Origin of the sequence: Mesorhizobium sp. ESP7-2, assembly GCF_020164715.1 — a bacterium.
In the GTDB taxonomy this organism is placed as follows: Bacteria; Pseudomonadota; Alphaproteobacteria; order Rhizobiales; family Rhizobiaceae; genus Mesorhizobium.
Genome location: NZ_JAIUGQ010000037.1, coordinates 1 through 15,264 on the forward strand (window position 1 = coordinate 1; position 15,264 = coordinate 15,264).

Consider the following 15,264-nt stretch of genomic DNA (forward strand, 5'->3'; position numbering starts at 1 on the left):
GTCCCCAACGACCGGGTCAAAGGAGCCGGCCCCGTCCCCGGGCCGGCTCCGCCATTTCTAGGACGATCCCACGCGGACAACGCCAGCACATGATCTGGCTTTCGCGCTGCGCTTTCTTCCTCCGGAATGCCGTGTGGCTTGATCCTCGACGGCCGGATCGTTGGTAGGTATGGTCTCGATTGCTTCTCCGCATGAGATACGCTCGCCAACTGGCGACCATCGACAGCGCGTTAGTCACCGAAGGTGCCGCATGCCGACCGAACCCCGATCACCACGCCTTGCTGTACTTATCGACGCCGACAACGCTTCCGCCAAGATTGCCGACGGTCTGTTCGAGGAGATCGCCAAGATCGGCGAGGCTAGCGTTCGTCGAATTTACGGCGACTTCTCAACTGCTCGGTCGAAGGGCTGGGCCGACATCCTGTCCAAACACGCGATCATACCGCAGCAACAGTTCGCTTATACCGTTGGCAAGAATGCGTCTGATATCACTCTGGTGATCGACGCCATGGATCTTCTCCATAGCGGTCGCTTTGACGGCTTCTGTCTGGTTTCGTCCGACAGCGACTTCACGAGGCTTGCTGCCCGCATCCGTGAACACGGCGTTGATGTGTTCGGCTTTGGTGAACGGAAAACCCCTGAGAGCTTTCGGCAGGCATGTCGCCGTTTCATCTATACTGAAAACCTCCTGCGTGGCGCAGCGAGCGTTCAGGATACCGCACCGGCAACAAAGCCACTTCAGTCGCCGAACGCCGCAACGCCAATCCTCAGGAAAGTTATCGGCCAGATGGACAGCGAGGACGGCTGGGTGTCCCTGAGTAATTTTGGGAAACAGCTCTTAAATCTTTTCTCGGATTTCGATCCCCGCACCTACGGCTTCGGGAAGCTGAGCGATCTAGTGCGGGAGACCGCTGCTTTCGAAATCGACAAGCCCAGCGGTGGAGCCATGCGAATACGCATTAACACTGCCGCCACCAAAAAAGGGAAAAACAAATCAGGGTGAGCTGAACCCGGACGCTTCTGCACGTATGGTTTCGCAGCCGCAATATCGTTCGCAATCCGCACAGTTTGGATTACTGCCGATGCTGGAAATCCCGGAAGATCGATGCGAGCGCCACAGGCTGTTCAAGGCGATCGACGATGCCTTCAAGGCCGGTGACTTCGTTGGACTCGGCAAAGCCTTGGGCGGTTCGCCCGGCTGGTTCGACGAGCGCATGCCATTCGAACTCGGTCTTGGCCATCCGCTGGAATACGCGATCTACTGGAGTCCGCTTGCCTTCGTCGCGGCGCTGCTCGACGCCGGATCCAGTCCGAACTACGGGGATCATGCCGGATTTCCCTCGATCATCGCGGCGCTGTCCACCGAGCGCGCGGACAAGGTCGACATCATCCGTATCCTCGTCGATCACGGCGCCGATCCGGACATGCGAGGCGTCAACGACTGGACGCCGCTCCACTACGGCGTAGCCATGCGTGACGCCGAGGCGATCCGCCTGCTTCTCACCGCAGGCGCGGACCCTTCTTTGAGGACTCGTATCGATCACTACACGACAGCCCTTGAAGAAGCAGAGATTGCAGGATTCGAGTTGGGCGCTTCGCTGTTGAGAGAAGCCACAGCCGAGCGCGCGCTCGGCGACCGGGATCGTTAGACGCAACCCGTGTCCGAAGTCACGTCCCGGCCGAGAGTTCAGACCTTCTTCAGCCCAGCCTTGAACCGTTGGCCATTGGCGACATAATGCGCGGCCGAGGCCCGCAGCCGCTCGACCGCGGCGTCGTCCAGCACCTTGATCGCCTTGGCAGGCGAACCAACGATCAGCGAATTGTCCGGAAACTCCTTGCCTTCGGTGACCAGGGCGCCAGCGCCGACGAGTGAATTCTTGCCGATCCTGGCGCCGTTCAGCAGGATGGCGCCCATGCCGATCAGGCTATTGTCACCAATCGTGCAGCCGTGAAGCATGGCGCGATGGCCGATCGTACAGCCCTGTCCGATGGTCAGCGGAAAGCCGGGATCGGTGTGCATGACAGTATGTTCCTGCACATTGGTGTCGGCGCCGATGACGACGGGCTCGTTGTCGCCCCTGATGACGGCACCGAACCAGAAGCCGGCATTGCGGCCGATCCTGATGTCGCCAATCAGCGTGGCATCGGGCGCAATCCAATTCGAGTCCGCGTCGGCGAAGCTGGGCTCCGTTCCATCGATTGCATAAAGCGGCATTGTCGGTCTCCGAATCGTCTCAGAGTGAAAACCCTAGGAGACGGAGCGCCCAGGAAGCAATGGCAAGCACGACGATGCCCAGCGCCAGGGACCAGGCAATAGCGGTGCAGCCGCATGACAAGAGCGCCGCTGTCGAGATGCGGTTCTGGCGCCGCGCATCGAGGGCATCGTTGACCAGCATGAATGGCCCGGCGCCGGCAGTGACGGCCAGCGAGCGCAGTACATGCGAGGGCGACACATAGGGCTCGGTGAAGGCGACCTTGCGACCCGATACCAGCTCCATTGTCGAGCCGGTCAGCCCGCAAACCGTCAGCCCGACGACAAAAGCGAACAGCAAGAGTTCCATCTGGGCCACATTAACCCTCCATTTACCATGAAATCGCACAGTCGCTTCAGGATGGCAGCAAGAGCCGTGCCGTATGATGTGTGCCGTCAAGAGACACCCAGATGGGGGACACCGGGATGGCGGACACCGGGATGGCGCACAGGCGGTGGGACGAGGACCGAGATGAAGCAGGCAGCGATCGCCGACGGCGCGGAACTCACCGTGGTCGATTCCATGCTGATGAAGCGGGTGTTCTACGCGTTCGCGGCTCTGGCCTTGCTGTCGATAGCCATCAGCCTTGGCGGCAAATGGTTCGGCCGCTCCATTGCCATGGCCGGCTACACCGACGACGCGACCGTGCGCGAGGTGGTGATCGGCAACAACGTCATCACCGTGCCGGCCAATTTCATCAGGTTCGAGCCGGCCAGGCGCGACGGTATCGCCTCGCGCCTCGACCTTTACCTGCGCTATCCCCAGATGGACGGCTACAGCGAGGCGTCGCGCGACGATTTCAATCACGCCGGGGCCAACAGGAACATCATCTTCCTGTCCTTCGAGCAGCAGATGATGTCGCGCGACATGAGCGGCCGGTTCGGGCCGATCTACAGCGCGCTGATCGTCCAGCCCGGTATTCCAGGACCCGGCGGCACGACGGTCTATGGGTTCAATGAGAAATCAGGTTATCTGAACGAGGTGCTGGTCGTCGGCAAGCGCGCTGGCAAGGACCCGTTCGTGGCCCGCTGCCTCAGCGGGCCGAGCGCCGGCGAATCGCTGGCTCCTTGCCAGCGGGACATCCATGTCGGGGATGATCTCAGCCTTACCTATCGCTTCCCGAGGGAATTCCTTGGCGACTGGCAGACGCTTGATGCGGCGATCGCGGCAGAGGCGGGGCGAATCCTGAAGACCCGACATTGACCGGCTGAAAAGCGGCCCGGCCGCGCTCTACGCGGCCTGCCGTGGCATTGCGGGCTCAGGCCAGGTCGATATCGAGGATCGCCATCGAGAAATTATAGTCGCCATCGTCCTCATCCTTGAAGACGATGCCGAGGAATTCCTCGCCGACATAGACTTCGGCCGAATCTTCCTTGCGCGGCCGTGCCTTGACCTCAAGCTTGGGGTTCTGGAAGACGCGCTTGAAATAGGCGTCCAGCTTTCTGATTTCGTCCGGCTTCAACAGTCTTCTCCGATCATCGGCTTGCTCGTTTGAACGGCGCTTCTGGCACGTCGACAATGGCGATGTAAAGGCAAGCCGACCTTATTGCACCGGAAGCGGGCAGCGCCGCCGGGCAATCATGCCGGGCAGCTGCCAGCAAATCAGATATCGAAACTGATGACGTGGTCCATCTTCTGCGACGGCAGAAGCTGGTCCATCTGGCGCGAAGGCTGGTCGCAGCCGGTCTCGCCGACCACGCGCGCCGGCACACCGGCAACCGTCTTGTTGTGCGGCACAGGCGACAGCACCACCGATCCGGCGGCAATCTTGGAGCAATGGCCGATCTCGATGTTGCCGAGAATCTTGGCGCCGGCGCCAATCAGCACGCCATAGCGAATCTTGGGATGGCGGTCGCCACCGGCCTTGCCGGTACCGCCCAGCGTCACGCCGTGCAGGATGGACACATCGTCCTCGATCACGGCGGTCTCGCCGACGACGAGGCCGGTGGCGTGATCGATGAAGATGCCCTTGCCGATGCGCGCGGCCGGATTGATGTCGGTCTGGAAGACTGCGGACGAACGGCTCTGCAGGTAGAGCGCGAAATCCTTGCGGCCCTGATTCCACAGCCAATGCGCCAGCCGATGGGTCTGGATGGCGTGAAAGCCCTTGAAGTAGAGCACCGGCATGATGAACCGGTCGCAAGCCGGGTCGCGGTCATAATAGGCCTGGATGTCGACGCGCACCGTGGTCGGCCAGTCCTTGTCGTCGGCGAGCATCGACTTGAACGTCTGGCGGATGAGATCGGAGCCGATATCCTGATGGGCAAGCCGCTCCGCGATCCTGTGAATGACCGCCTCTTCCAGGCTTTCCTGGTTGAGGATCGTCGCATAGAGGAACGCGGCCAGCAGCGGGTCGCGGTTGACCGCTTCCATCGCTTCGTCGCGGATCGAACGCCAGATCGGATCGACCGGCTGCAGCGCGTTTTGGCGGGAAATGCTGATGCTGTTCATCGACGTCTCGTCCTGCGTCCTGCTAGTCTGCTGTCATCGGGGCCGCACATATAAGCCAGATCATAGCACGATTGAACTCAATTTTCCTTAGTGCTGTGTCAAATGGATTTGGTTCGCGGGAATTCAAGCAGCCATGGAAAACGAACCCTTGATCGACGACGCGCTGAAAACCGAGCTTTCGGCGCTCTACGCCGCCGAGGAACGCCACTATCACGGCCTTGCGCATATCGAGGCAATGCTGGCGCTGGCTCGCGACTATCAGGGAGAACTGGACGACCCCGAAGCCGTCGAAGCGGCGATCTGGTTCCACGACGCCATCTACGACAGCAGGGCCAAGGACAATGAGGCGCAAAGTGCCGCCCTTGCCGAGCAAAAGCTCGCGGGCCGCACCGATGCCGCGCGCCTCGAGCGTATCAGCACGATGATCCTCGCCACCGCCACGCACCAGTTGCCGCCTTTCGACGACGCTGCGGCGACACGCGACGCCAGCCTGTTTCTCGACATGGATCTTTCGATCCTAGGCGCTGATCCGGTTGCGTTCGATGCCTATGAACGCGCGGTTCGCCGCGAATATGACTGGGTGGAGGAGCCGATATGGCGTGCCGGACGCGGCGCGGTGCTAAAAAGCTTCCTTGCCCGTCCGCATATTTTTCTCACGCAGGAGTTTAGGCAGCGCTTCGAACCAAAGGCAAGGCTGAACATGGCGCGGTCGCTGGAGACCTTGTCCTAGGTCAATTTCGCGATCCGAGGCGCTTCGTCCCAAGAAACCGGCGCGTCAGAGCGGATTTTCGGCGTAGAACTCCAGCACACGTTGCTTGAAGGTCTTGTCACCAACGGCCAGCATATGGTCGCGGCCCTCGATGTGGAAGGCCCTGGCGTTGGGCATCAGCGCCGCAAGCTCGTCCGGCGATCCGCCAATGTCGTCGGTGGTACCGACCGCGACCAGCGTCGGCTGGGCTATGCGGGCAATATCCTCTTCACCAAGCAATTCCCGTGACGTGACGATGCAGGCGGCAAGCGCCCGGCGGTCGCTGCGGGTCTGGTCGGCGAAGGCACGAAAAGCGCGGCCGCGTGGATGGGTGGTCGCGGTCGGATCCTCGGCAAGGAGGGCGGCGGCAATCGGATCCCAATCGCCGACCCCATCGATCATACCGATGCCGAGGCCGCCAAAGACCAACGTCGCCACCTTGTCCGGATCGGACAGTGCCAGGAAGGCCGCAATGCGCGCGCCCATCGAATAGCCCATGACATGGGCCCGCTCGATGCCGAGATGATCGAGCAGGGCTGCCGCGTCCGAAGCCATTTTCGCGGGCGTATAATCGGCCTCGTCGTAACTCTTGGACGACGAGCCGTGGCCGCGATTGTCGAAGGCGATGGCGCGATAGCCGGCATCGTTGAGCGTCTTGAACCAGCCGGGCGACACCCAGTTGACATAGTGGCTCGAGGCGAAGCCATGAATCATGAGCACCGGATCGCCCTCACCCGATGCCGGCTGGCGGTCGAGGAAGGCTAGATCGAACCCGTCATGGGAGAAAAACTGCATCGGAAAGCGATCCCTGGCGCTCAGTCGGAATCGACGTTCGGAGAATCGCCCTTGTCCGCGGGCGGCATGCCAGGGCCGGATGCGGTGCCTATCGCCGGATGGCGCAGCAGATCGCCGTCCGCGATGCCGTCCCTGGCGGCAGTGCCTGCCTTGAGTTCAAGCACGAAGCGGACCGGCTCGCCCGGCGAGACGATCGCCTCGGATTGCGGCTCGCCCTGCTTGATTGCGCGGATCCTGCCGTCCTGGCCGACAAAGATCAGATCGAGCGGCATCGGCGTATTCTTCATCCAGAAACTGACGTCGCGTGTCTCGTCGAAAACGAACAGCATGCCATGATTGGCAGCCATGTCCTCGCGAAACATCAGGCCGGCCTCACGCTCTGCCTCGGTATCGGCGACTTCGATGGAAAAGGAGCGTTTACCGTTTTTGGTCACAGCGACCAGCGGCGCGGGATCGACCGGAAGGATCATCGCCTGGCCATCGGCGGCGCTGGGTACCTGGAAATAGAAGAATGCGGCGGCGGCGACCATGACGGCAGCCACAGCGCACATCACGCCCGCCGTCAGCCTGTTCCTGTGTGTCATATGAAATCCTCGGCCGGATCGCCCTAGTGCGAGACCGGCAAGGTGCCCATATCGGGGTGAATTTCGGCGGCCATAAGGCCTTTGTCACCGCGGCCGAAACGGACAAGCACGACCTGGCCCGGCCGAAGCTCGGTGATGCCGTAGCGGCGCAAGGTCTCCATATGGACGAAAATATCCTCGGTGCCCTCGCCGCGCGTCAGGAAGCCAAACCCTTTGGTGCGGTTGAACCATTTGACCAAAGCGCGTTCGAGCCCACTCTCCGGCGTTACCGAGACATGGGTGCGCTGCTCCTGCATTTCGGCGGGATGGACGGCGGTGGTGACATCCATGGAAAGCACACGGAACGCCTGCAGTCCGCGCTCGCCCTGCTTCACAAGACAGACCACGCGCGCGCCTTCCAAGGCTGTCTGGAAGCCGTCCCGTCGAAGACAAGTCACATGGAGGAGGATATCGCCCGAAACACCGTCATCCGGAAGGATGAAACCATAGCCCTTGGCCACATCGAACCACTTGATGGCGCCGGAAATTTCGGTCAGGTCAGCAGAATCGCCGCCTTCGTCGCGCGTCAAAGCGTCGCCAAGGGTATTGGCCCGCCCCGTCAAAGAGGCCTTTTCCCCCATAAGAATGCCCCCTTTATTCAAGAACACCGCAACTGATTCTTGATACCAGATTAACACCGCGGCTTCCGGTGTGTGCAAGACCTGACGTGCCTTTTTTCACGGTTCATTGCGGGAATACCGGATTTGTTCTTTGCCGGCGCTGCCTGACCCGAACGATTGCCCTTTGGCCGGGCCGACCCTATGTTGCGCCGCAACCCAACAGATCGAGGAAAACACATGCGCTATCTGCACACCATGGTCCGCGTCGCCGATGTCGATGCCTCGCTCGATTTCTACTGCAACAAGCTCGGGCTGAAGGAAGTTCGCCGCCATGAAAGCGAGCAGGGCCGCTTCACGCTGATCTTCCTGGCCGCGCCGGAAGACGAGCAGAGCGGCATCAACGAGAAAGCGCCGCTGGTCGAACTCACCTACAATTGGGATCCGGAAGACTACAAGGGCGGGCGCAATTTCGGCCACCTCGCCTACGAGGTCGACGACATCTATGCCACGTGCCAGCGACTGATGGACAATGGCGTCACCATCAACCGGCCGCCGCGCGACGGCAACATGGCCTTTATCAGGTCGCCAGACGGCATCTCCATCGAGCTTCTGCAGAAAGGCCCGGCCAAGGCCAAGGCGGAACCGTGGGCGTCGATGGCGAATACCGGAAGCTGGTAATCGATCACCTTTTCGAGTGGCCGGCGGCCACTCCATGGTGTTTCGCTAAATTGTGCCTATCTATGCGGCTATGGCGCCTGCCCTGAAGAGCGGCGCCACATCATCAGATTCAGCTTTGGAGAACCCTTCATGCCGACCAGCCACGCCAATGTCTCCACGGCGCACGCAAGCCGCTATCTGCAGCAGTTGTGCAAGCATTGGGCGCACAAGTTTCCCGTCGAGTTCGACCCCAATCACGGCGTCATCGACCTTTCACTCGGCCGCACGGTCATGGACGCCGACGGGGCAGCGCTGCACATCACGGTATCGACCGGCGAGTCCGCTTCGATCGAGCGCCTCGAAAGCGTCGTTGCCGACCACATCAAACGCTTTGCGTTCCGCGAAGAATTGGCTTTCGACTGGAAACGCGCCGAGGCGGCATAGCGCGTTCATGCGTGTCGCCAAGCATTTCCGGCGAGACGCATGGATCAATCGCTACCGGACTTGCCCGCCATCTCCAGCAGCGCCAGCATCGATCGCCAATTGCGGGCCGTGCCCGGCACTTTCAACGTGCGCGGAATGAGGTTGGCGAACACCGATTTGCCGAGCCCGTCGGGCGCGCTGAGATAGAGCACATCGCCCTTGACCTCGAAACGCTCCGGGCCAGTGCACTTTTCAGCCAGCCGCGCCACCTCTTCGGCAGTCGGCTCACGCTCCAGCGCATAGGCGTGGAGCTTCGTGTGGTCAGCGGCCGCTTCCGGATAGGGATTTTCGCGAACCAGCCGTTCGAGCCATTCGAAATCGCGCACCATGATGCGCGAATGGAAACCCCATTTCTTCTCGAAAGCCGCCTCGATCTGTTTGGTCAGCACGGCGGCGTCGCCCTTGTCAGCCCGGAACACGGCATTGCCGCTCTGCACGTAGGTGGAGACATCGGAAAAACCGAGACCCTCGAAGAACGACCGCAACTCCGCCATCCTGACAATGCGGTTGCCGCCGACATTGATGCCGGAAAACAGGGCGATGAAGATCTTTCCGCTCATATTATGAAACCTGCCAATGTCTCATTGTCGGTGATGTCCTGATACTGGACGCCCTCGGCCTCGAAATTCGCCTTCAGCAGGTCGAAATTGCGCCGATCCTTGGTTTCGATGCCGATCAACACCGAGCCGAAATTGCGCGCCGATTTCTTCAGATATTCGAAGCGGGCGATGTCGTCGTCCGGGCCCAGCATTTCGAGGAAGTCGCGCAACGCGCCCGGCCGCTGGGGAAAGCGGATGATGAAGTATTTCTTTAGGCCTTCGAAGCGCAGCGCCCGTTCCTTGACGTCCGGCAGCCGCTCGAAATCGAAATTGCCCCCGGAGACCACGGCGACGATGGTCTTGCCCCTGATCTCCTTCCTGGAAAAATCCTTCAGCGCGTCGATCGCCAGCGCGCCGGCGGGTTCCAGGACCACGCCTTCCACGTTGAGCATCTCGATCATGGTCGCGCAGAGCCGGTTTTCCGGGACCAGCCGCACGCTGTCGGCGGCGAACTCCCTGAGATAGCGCAAAGGTTCGCGGCCGATCTCGGCAACCGCCGCGCCGTCGACGAAGTTGTCGACCTTGGCGAGCTTCAGCCGTTTTCCCGCCGCAAGACTCTCGCGCAGGCTCGGCGCGCCGGCCGGCTCGCAAAAGACGAACTGCGCCTCTCGGCCCTGATCGGCGAAATAGTGCGTGACCCCGGCAGCCAGACCGCCGCCACCCACCGGCAGCATGACGATGTCGGGCATGCGCGCGCCCGGCATCTGGTCCGCGATCTCATAGGCGACCGTCGCCTGGCCCTCGATGATATCCTTGTGGTCGAAGGGCGGCACCATATGGGCACCGGAGCTTTCGGTGAAGTCGAAGGCGGCGCGATAGCAGTCGTCGAAAAAATCGCCGACCAGCCTGATCTCGACGAAATCGCCGCCAAACAGCCTGGTCTTGTCGATCTTCTGCTGCGGGGTCGTCACCGGCATGAAGACTACGCCCTTCTTGCCGAAATGGCGGCAGACGAAGGCAAAGCCCTGCGCATGGTTGCCGGCGGACGCGCAGACAAACAGCTCCGCCTGGTTGCCTTCGCCAAGCGCCTTGCGGAAGAAGTTGAAGGCGCCACGGATCTTGTAGGATCGCACGGGACTCAAATCCTCGCGCTTCAACAGCACCCGCGCGCCTGTCTTTTTCGACAGATAGTCATTTTCCTGCAGCGGTGTCTCCGGGAAGATCTGGCGGATCGCGGAGGCGGCGGTGGCGACGCGCGAGGAAAAGGTGGTCATGGCAGGATCATCCCGGATCGCCCGCGGGCGAGTTAGACCACAACCCTATTACACATCCGACCCGGCAAGACCATTGCCCGGCCGAGCCCCACGCCCGCAAAGGCGCCTTCCCGAAATGCCAGCAAGTACTTGGGGACGTTTGTTCATGCTTCTCGCGTCGCGCCGAGCACGCGCATTGGTGGACGCCTGAATTCGACATCCGGCGGAGATGCCGGTGCCTGCCCTCTGTGATGGTACGGCCTCGCCGCCGCTTTGGCTTTCGCGCAACAGTGCGATGACCGTCGCGAAGCGCCGACCGCATTTTGGCTGGACACGACTTACTTCCGCCGCACTTCGCCTGCTGGGGAGATATCGCGGAGGGTGGATGGCCCTTTTTGGGCTCGAGTGGAATTTTTGACGTGCATGTGAAGACGATTTGCATTCTTGCGCTTGCCTTGCTGGTGGCAGGCTGCGGCGGCCACAAAACCGAGGAACTGCTCGGCAGCGCGGTCATGTCCGCGCCGGTGACGGAAATCGCCGGCAACCACTCGATCTTCATTGCCACGACCCGCAAGCCCTCCGACGACCCCAACAAGGTTTTCGACGGCGAACGCTCGGCGACGCTGAACTACGCCCGCGTCAACGTCACCGTCCCGGGGCTCCACACGACCGGCCAGATCGAGCGGCGCTCACGCGGCAAGTCGGATGATCCGGCCAAGTATTTCATGGCTTCCGAGGTCGTCGGCTACGACACCCAGCCGAAATTCTCCAGCGCGCTCAACGCCGACATAGCGGCGCGCGGCGGCCGCGTGATGGTCTTCGTCCATGGCTACAACACTGGCTTCGACGACGCCGTCTACCGCTTGACCCAGATCGTCCATGATTCCGGCTATCCGGGGACGCCGGTGCTGTTCTCCTGGGCCTCGGGCGCCAAGACCACCGACTATGTCTATGACAAGGAAAGCGCCAGCGCCGCCCGTGACCAGCTCGAAGTGACCTTGCGAATGCTGCAGCAGTCCGGTGCGCGGCGCATCGACATTGTCGCCCATTCGATGGGAACCTGGGTGACAATGGAAACGCTGCGCCAGATGGCCATCAGCGGCGATCGCGATCTTGGCGGCAAGCTCGGCGACGTGGTGTTGGCCTCTCCCGACATCGATGTCGATGTGTTCAAGAGCCAGATGCGCCGCTACGGCAAGCCCGACAAGCCGTTCATCCTGCTGTTGTCGGACGACGACCGCGCGCTGAGGTTGTCCGGCCTGATCGCCGGCGCGCGGCCGCGCGTCGGCGACTACAAGGATGCGGCGGACCTTGCCTCCTACGGCGTGACGGTCGTCGATCTCTCCAAGGTCAAAGGCAGCGACAGCTTCAACCACACGAAATTCGCCGACAATCCGGCACTGGTGAAGATGATCGGCCAGCGGCTGCGCGAGGACGATGGCTTCGCCAGCGACCGGGACGTGACCGACCGCATCAGCCTGCTTGGACAATAGATGCGGCTCGCGGGTTTCGCCGTGCCTGTTCACCATCGCCGAACCATTGGCCCACTTTGAACTGGACCACGCCCGCCTCTGGCCTTATCGGAGTATCGAGCGACGTCATGCGTTTGACGTCCCCTATGCGGGAGCCGACGCGTGGCCTTGCGCTTGAAGAGTTTTGGTGTCGTTGCGTTCGCGCTGCTGGTCGCTGGCTGCGCCGGAAAAACGCATGATCTGCTCAACAAGACGACGATCACCGTGCCGGCGTCCGATATTGCGGCCACCCATGAAATATTCGTCGCCACCACCCGCCAGAAGGCGGTGAAGGACCCACGGCAGGTCTTCGACGGCGACCGCTCCCCGACCACCAGCTTCGCGCGGGTCGATGTCACGGTTCCGAAGAGCCATCAGGTCGGCAACATCGAGCGCGCCAAGGGTTCGGCCAACAGCAACCCGGCCAAGGATTTCACGGCCAGGGACGTCACCTTCTACGAAGGCGCGCCGCAATTCGCCAAGGCGGTCGGCGCCGACATCGCCATGCGCGGCGACCGTGCGCTGGTTTTCGTGCATGGCTTCAACAATGGTTTCGACGACGGCATCTACCGGCTGACGCAGATCGCCCACGACACGAAATATCCGGGTACGCCAGTGCTGTTCTCGTGGGCGTCGAGCGCCAAGACGACGGGCTATATCTACGACAAGGACAGTTCCACCGCCGCCCGTGACGATCTCGAGGCAACGCTCAGGATGCTCGCCAAGACGCGGGTCAAGAGCATCGACATCATCGCCCATTCGATGGGAACCTGGCTGACGATGGAGGCGCTGCGCCAACTCGCCATCACCGGCGACCGCGATCTCGGCGGCAAGTTGGGTTATGTCATCCTTGCCTCGCCGGACATCGACGTCGACGTGTTCAAGAAGCAGATGACCCGTTATGGCAAACCCGACAAGCCGTTCGCCGTGCTGCTTTCGGGCGACGACCGGGCTCTCAAATTGTCCTCGTTTATCTCCGGCGACAAGCCGCGCGTCGGGGACTATGGCAATGCCGCCGATCTCGCCTCCTACGGCGTGGCCGTCGTCGACCTGACCAAGACCAAGGGTGGCGACGGCGGCCTCAACCACGCCAAATTCGCCGACAACCCGTTCCTGGTGCAATTGCTCGGCGACAGGCTGCGCACGCCGGCGGGCCTTGCTGCGGACGAAGACCCGGCACAGCTCAGCAATATCGGCCAAGGCCTGGGAAAGGCCGTCGGCTCCGCCGCCGAAGTCATCATCACGACGCCGTTCAAGGTGCTGACCATCGCCACCGGCGGGTGAGCAGCCAAGAGCGGACGGCCTTTCTCAGACAAACAGATCGACCTTCTGGAACGTCGTCACGTCGATCAGCCCGACATCGGAAATTCTCAACTCCGGAATGACCACCAGCGCCAGCAGCGAGTGCTGCATATAGGCGTTGTTCAGGGAACAGCCCATCTTGCGCATTGCCTCGGTCAGTTTCTCAGCCTTGGCGGCGACGATCTCGGCGCGCTCGTCCGACATCAGCCCGGCGATCGGCATTTCGACCAGCGCCAGTTCCTTGCCCTTGGAGAACAGCACGACGCCGCCGCCGACTTCCCCCAGTCGGTTCACGGCCAGCGCCATGTCCTGCTTATTGGTGCCAACGCAGATGATGTGATGGGCGTCGTGGGCCACGCTGGAGGCCATGGCGCAGTCGGCCATGTAGCCGAAACCTGAGACGAAGGCATTGGTGACGCCACCCGTGCCCCTGTGCCGCTCGACCAGCGCGATCTGGCATATGTCGTTGCGGCGATCCATGGCGACCAGCCCATCCTCGACCGGCAGATCGGCCTCCAGCGCGCGCGTGGGTGCCTGGTTCTCGATGACGCCGATCACCCGCACCCGCACTTCGTTGGCACCCTTGGGCGCCGCGATATCGAAATCGCCGGCCTTCAGTTTCTTGCCCAACTTGACGGTGTTCTTCGCCGTCTTCGGATAGTCATAGGCCGGAATATCGATGTCGAGCCTGCCGCCCTTGGCCAGCCTGACGCCGCGCGCATAGACCTCGTCGATACACATTGCGGTGAGATCGGAAACGATCAGCAGGTCGGCCAATCGCCCCGGCGCGATCGAACCGATCTCGCGTTCCAGCTTGAAATGCTGGGCGGTGTTGAGCGTTGCCATCTGGATCGCGGTCACCGGCTTCAGACCTTGGCTGATGGCGTGGCGCACCACCCGGTCCATGTGCCCCTCATGCACCAGCGTGCCTGAATGGCTGTCGTCGGTGCACAGGATGAAGTTGCGCGGATCGATGCCGCTTTCCGTCACCGCCTTGATCTGCGAGGCAACGTCGTACCAAGCCGAGCCCAGCCGCAGCATCGCCTTCATGCCCTGGCGCACGCGTGCGATGGCGTCCTCGGCACGCGTGCCCTCGTGATCATCCTCGGGTCCGCCGGCGATATAGCCGTGGAATGGCAGACCAAGATCGCGCGAGGCATAATGCCCGCCGACCGTCTTGCCGGCTTTGACCGTCGCGGCGATCTCGCCCGACATCACCGGATCGTTGGCGGCGACGCCGGGGAAATTCATCACCTCGCCAAGTCCGATGATGTTTTCCCAGCTCATCGCCTCCGCGACATCGGCGACCGTCAGTTCGGCACCGGCATGTTCGAGCCCAGGCGCCGAGGGCACGCAGGACGGCATCTGCACGTGCACGTTGATGGGCATGGCCACGGCCTCGTCATGCATCAGCCGCACGCCCGGCAGGCCCAGCACATTGGCGATCTCGTGCGGATCGATGAACATCGATGTGGTGCCGTGCGGGATGACGGCGCGACAGAATTCAGTGACCGTCACCATGCCGCTCTCGACATGCATGTGCGCGTCGCAAAGCCCGGGCACGAGATAGCGTCCGCCCGCGTCTACCACTTTGGTGCCCTGCCCGATCGTGTGGCTGGCATTCGGCCCGCAATAGGCGAAGCGGCCGCCCGATATGGCGATGTCGGTGCCGGCGATGATCTCGCCCGAATGGACGTTCACCCAGCGTCCGTTGCGGATGACGAGATCGGCGGGTTTGCGACCCATCGCGACATCGACCAGGTCGGTAGCCATTTCGGTCCACGGTTTGGGTTTCGTCGCGCGGGCGGGCGGCTTCCTGGCCATCAAAGACTCCTGTTTGCCTGACTGTGCCAAGCCGGCGGTGTTTTGACCAGCGAGGAAGAATGGATTTGCCTGGTGATCGCCGGATTACTCGGGTTTCACGTCGACTTCGACCTTGGCGTCGCCGGCTGAAATCCGCTCGGCAAATGTCGGCTGGGCCGTGGGCGTGGGCGTCGACTACGCGCTGACCGACAAAGTTCGTCGTCGGCGCGCAATATCGCTATTGCGACTTCGGCTCGGAGAACCACGAGGTGCCGGCCCTCCTCAAC

Annotated in this window: 18 protein-coding genes; 8 read left to right on the forward strand and 10 right to left on the reverse strand. The window is 62.0% G+C overall.

Annotated elements, in window-relative coordinates:
- Nucleotides 1-250 precede the first annotated feature (250 nt).
- A complete protein-coding gene (locus LB543_RS26365) occupies nucleotides 251-1,003 on the forward strand; it encodes an NYN domain-containing protein (protein WP_224593914.1) in 753 nt (250 codons plus the stop codon).
- Nucleotides 939-1,649: an ankyrin repeat domain-containing protein gene (locus LB543_RS26370; protein WP_224616241.1), complete on the forward strand. Its 711-nt coding sequence runs from the start codon at nucleotides 939-941 to the stop codon at nucleotides 1,647-1,649. The genes LB543_RS26365 and LB543_RS26370 overlap by 65 nt, the downstream gene beginning before the upstream one ends.
- A 38-nt stretch (nucleotides 1,650-1,687) precedes the next feature.
- Here LB543_RS26370 and LB543_RS26375 read toward each other — a convergent pair whose 3' ends face one another.
- Both LB543_RS26375 and LB543_RS26380 read right to left on the reverse strand, forming a co-directional pair.
- On the reverse strand, nucleotides 1,688-2,215 hold the full coding sequence (locus LB543_RS26375) for a gamma carbonic anhydrase family protein (protein ID WP_140760079.1): 528 nt from the start codon (nucleotides 2,213-2,215) through the stop codon (nucleotides 1,688-1,690).
- 19 nt (nucleotides 2,216-2,234) lie between these two features.
- A complete protein-coding gene (locus LB543_RS26380) occupies nucleotides 2,235-2,561 on the reverse strand; it encodes a DUF6949 family protein (protein WP_263498842.1) in 327 nt (108 codons plus the stop codon).
- A gap of 162 nt (nucleotides 2,562-2,723) precedes the next feature.
- Here LB543_RS26380 and LB543_RS26385 point away from each other — a divergent pair, with 162 nt between their 5' ends.
- Nucleotides 2,724-3,455: a hypothetical protein gene (locus LB543_RS26385; protein WP_224616242.1), complete on the forward strand. Its 732-nt coding sequence runs from the start codon at nucleotides 2,724-2,726 to the stop codon at nucleotides 3,453-3,455.
- 55 nt (nucleotides 3,456-3,510) lie between these two features.
- Here the strand turns inward: LB543_RS26385 and LB543_RS26390 are convergent, their stop codons facing one another.
- Together LB543_RS26390 and cysE are read right to left on the reverse strand one after the other, a co-directional pair.
- Nucleotides 3,511-3,714, reverse strand: coding sequence for a DUF3126 family protein (locus tag LB543_RS26390; protein ID WP_140755036.1), 204 nt, complete (start codon nucleotides 3,712-3,714; stop codon nucleotides 3,511-3,513).
- 140 nt (nucleotides 3,715-3,854) lie between these two features.
- Nucleotides 3,855-4,703 carry a serine O-acetyltransferase gene (gene cysE / locus LB543_RS26395; RefSeq protein ID WP_224616243.1) on the reverse strand — a complete coding sequence of 283 codons (849 nt, stop codon included), beginning with the start codon at nucleotides 4,701-4,703 and terminating at the stop codon, nucleotides 3,855-3,857.
- Nucleotides 4,704-4,836: 133 nt separating this feature from the next.
- Between cysE and LB543_RS26400 the strand changes: the two genes are divergently transcribed.
- On the forward strand, nucleotides 4,837-5,433 hold the full coding sequence (locus LB543_RS26400) for a hypothetical protein (protein ID WP_224616244.1): 597 nt from the start codon (nucleotides 4,837-4,839) through the stop codon (nucleotides 5,431-5,433).
- Nucleotides 5,434-5,478: 45 nt separating this feature from the next.
- On the opposite strand, the gene LB543_RS26405 is transcribed toward LB543_RS26400, so the two are convergent.
- From LB543_RS26405 to LB543_RS26415, 3 genes are read right to left on the reverse strand one after another with little or no spacing between them, the layout of a single operon-like run.
- A complete protein-coding gene (locus LB543_RS26405) occupies nucleotides 5,479-6,246 on the reverse strand; it encodes an alpha/beta fold hydrolase (protein WP_224616245.1) in 768 nt (255 codons plus the stop codon).
- A 20-nt stretch (nucleotides 6,247-6,266) separates the two neighbouring features.
- On the reverse strand, nucleotides 6,267-6,830 hold the full coding sequence (locus LB543_RS26410) for a DUF192 domain-containing protein (RefSeq protein ID WP_224616246.1): 564 nt from the start codon (nucleotides 6,828-6,830) through the stop codon (nucleotides 6,267-6,269).
- 23 nt (nucleotides 6,831-6,853) lie between these two features.
- Entirely contained in the window at nucleotides 6,854-7,450 is a 597-nt protein-coding gene (locus tag LB543_RS26415) for a cold-shock protein (protein WP_140755750.1), read from the reverse strand.
- 216 nt (nucleotides 7,451-7,666) lie between these two features.
- On the opposite strand from LB543_RS26415, the gene gloA reads away from it, so the two are divergent.
- On the forward strand, nucleotides 7,667-8,107 hold the full coding sequence (gene gloA, locus LB543_RS26420) for a lactoylglutathione lyase (RefSeq protein ID WP_140755046.1): 441 nt from the start codon (nucleotides 7,667-7,669) through the stop codon (nucleotides 8,105-8,107).
- A gap of 129 nt (nucleotides 8,108-8,236) precedes the next feature.
- Nucleotides 8,237-8,530: a DUF2218 domain-containing protein gene (locus tag LB543_RS26425; protein ID WP_140813715.1), complete on the forward strand. Its 294-nt coding sequence runs from the start codon at nucleotides 8,237-8,239 to the stop codon at nucleotides 8,528-8,530.
- 44 nt (nucleotides 8,531-8,574) lie between these two features.
- Here the strand turns inward: LB543_RS26425 and LB543_RS26430 are convergent, their stop codons facing one another.
- Nucleotides 8,575-9,129: a DUF1697 domain-containing protein gene (locus tag LB543_RS26430; protein WP_140755048.1), complete on the reverse strand. Its 555-nt coding sequence runs from the start codon at nucleotides 9,127-9,129 to the stop codon at nucleotides 8,575-8,577.
- Nucleotides 9,126-10,382 (reverse strand): threonine ammonia-lyase IlvA, encoded by a 1,257-nt coding sequence (ilvA, locus tag LB543_RS26435; protein WP_224616247.1) that lies wholly within the window; start codon nucleotides 10,380-10,382, stop codon nucleotides 9,126-9,128. Before ilvA ends, LB543_RS26430 begins: the two co-directional genes overlap by 4 nt.
- Nucleotides 10,383-10,780: 398 nt before the next feature.
- Here ilvA and LB543_RS26440 point away from each other — a divergent pair, with 398 nt between their 5' ends.
- Together LB543_RS26440 and LB543_RS26445 are read left to right on the forward strand one after the other, a co-directional pair.
- Nucleotides 10,781-11,854, forward strand: coding sequence for an alpha/beta hydrolase (locus LB543_RS26440; RefSeq protein ID WP_224616248.1), 1,074 nt, complete (start codon nucleotides 10,781-10,783; stop codon nucleotides 11,852-11,854).
- Nucleotides 11,855-11,995: 141 nt separating this feature from the next.
- Nucleotides 11,996-13,156 (forward strand): alpha/beta hydrolase, encoded by a 1,161-nt coding sequence (locus LB543_RS26445; protein WP_140813717.1) that lies wholly within the window; start codon nucleotides 11,996-11,998, stop codon nucleotides 13,154-13,156.
- A 24-nt stretch (nucleotides 13,157-13,180) separates the two neighbouring features.
- Here the strand turns inward: LB543_RS26445 and ade are convergent, their stop codons facing one another.
- On the reverse strand, nucleotides 13,181-14,998 hold the full coding sequence (gene ade, locus LB543_RS26450) for an adenine deaminase (RefSeq protein WP_224616249.1): 1,818 nt from the start codon (nucleotides 14,996-14,998) through the stop codon (nucleotides 13,181-13,183).
- Nucleotides 14,999-15,264: the final 266 nt, after the last annotated feature.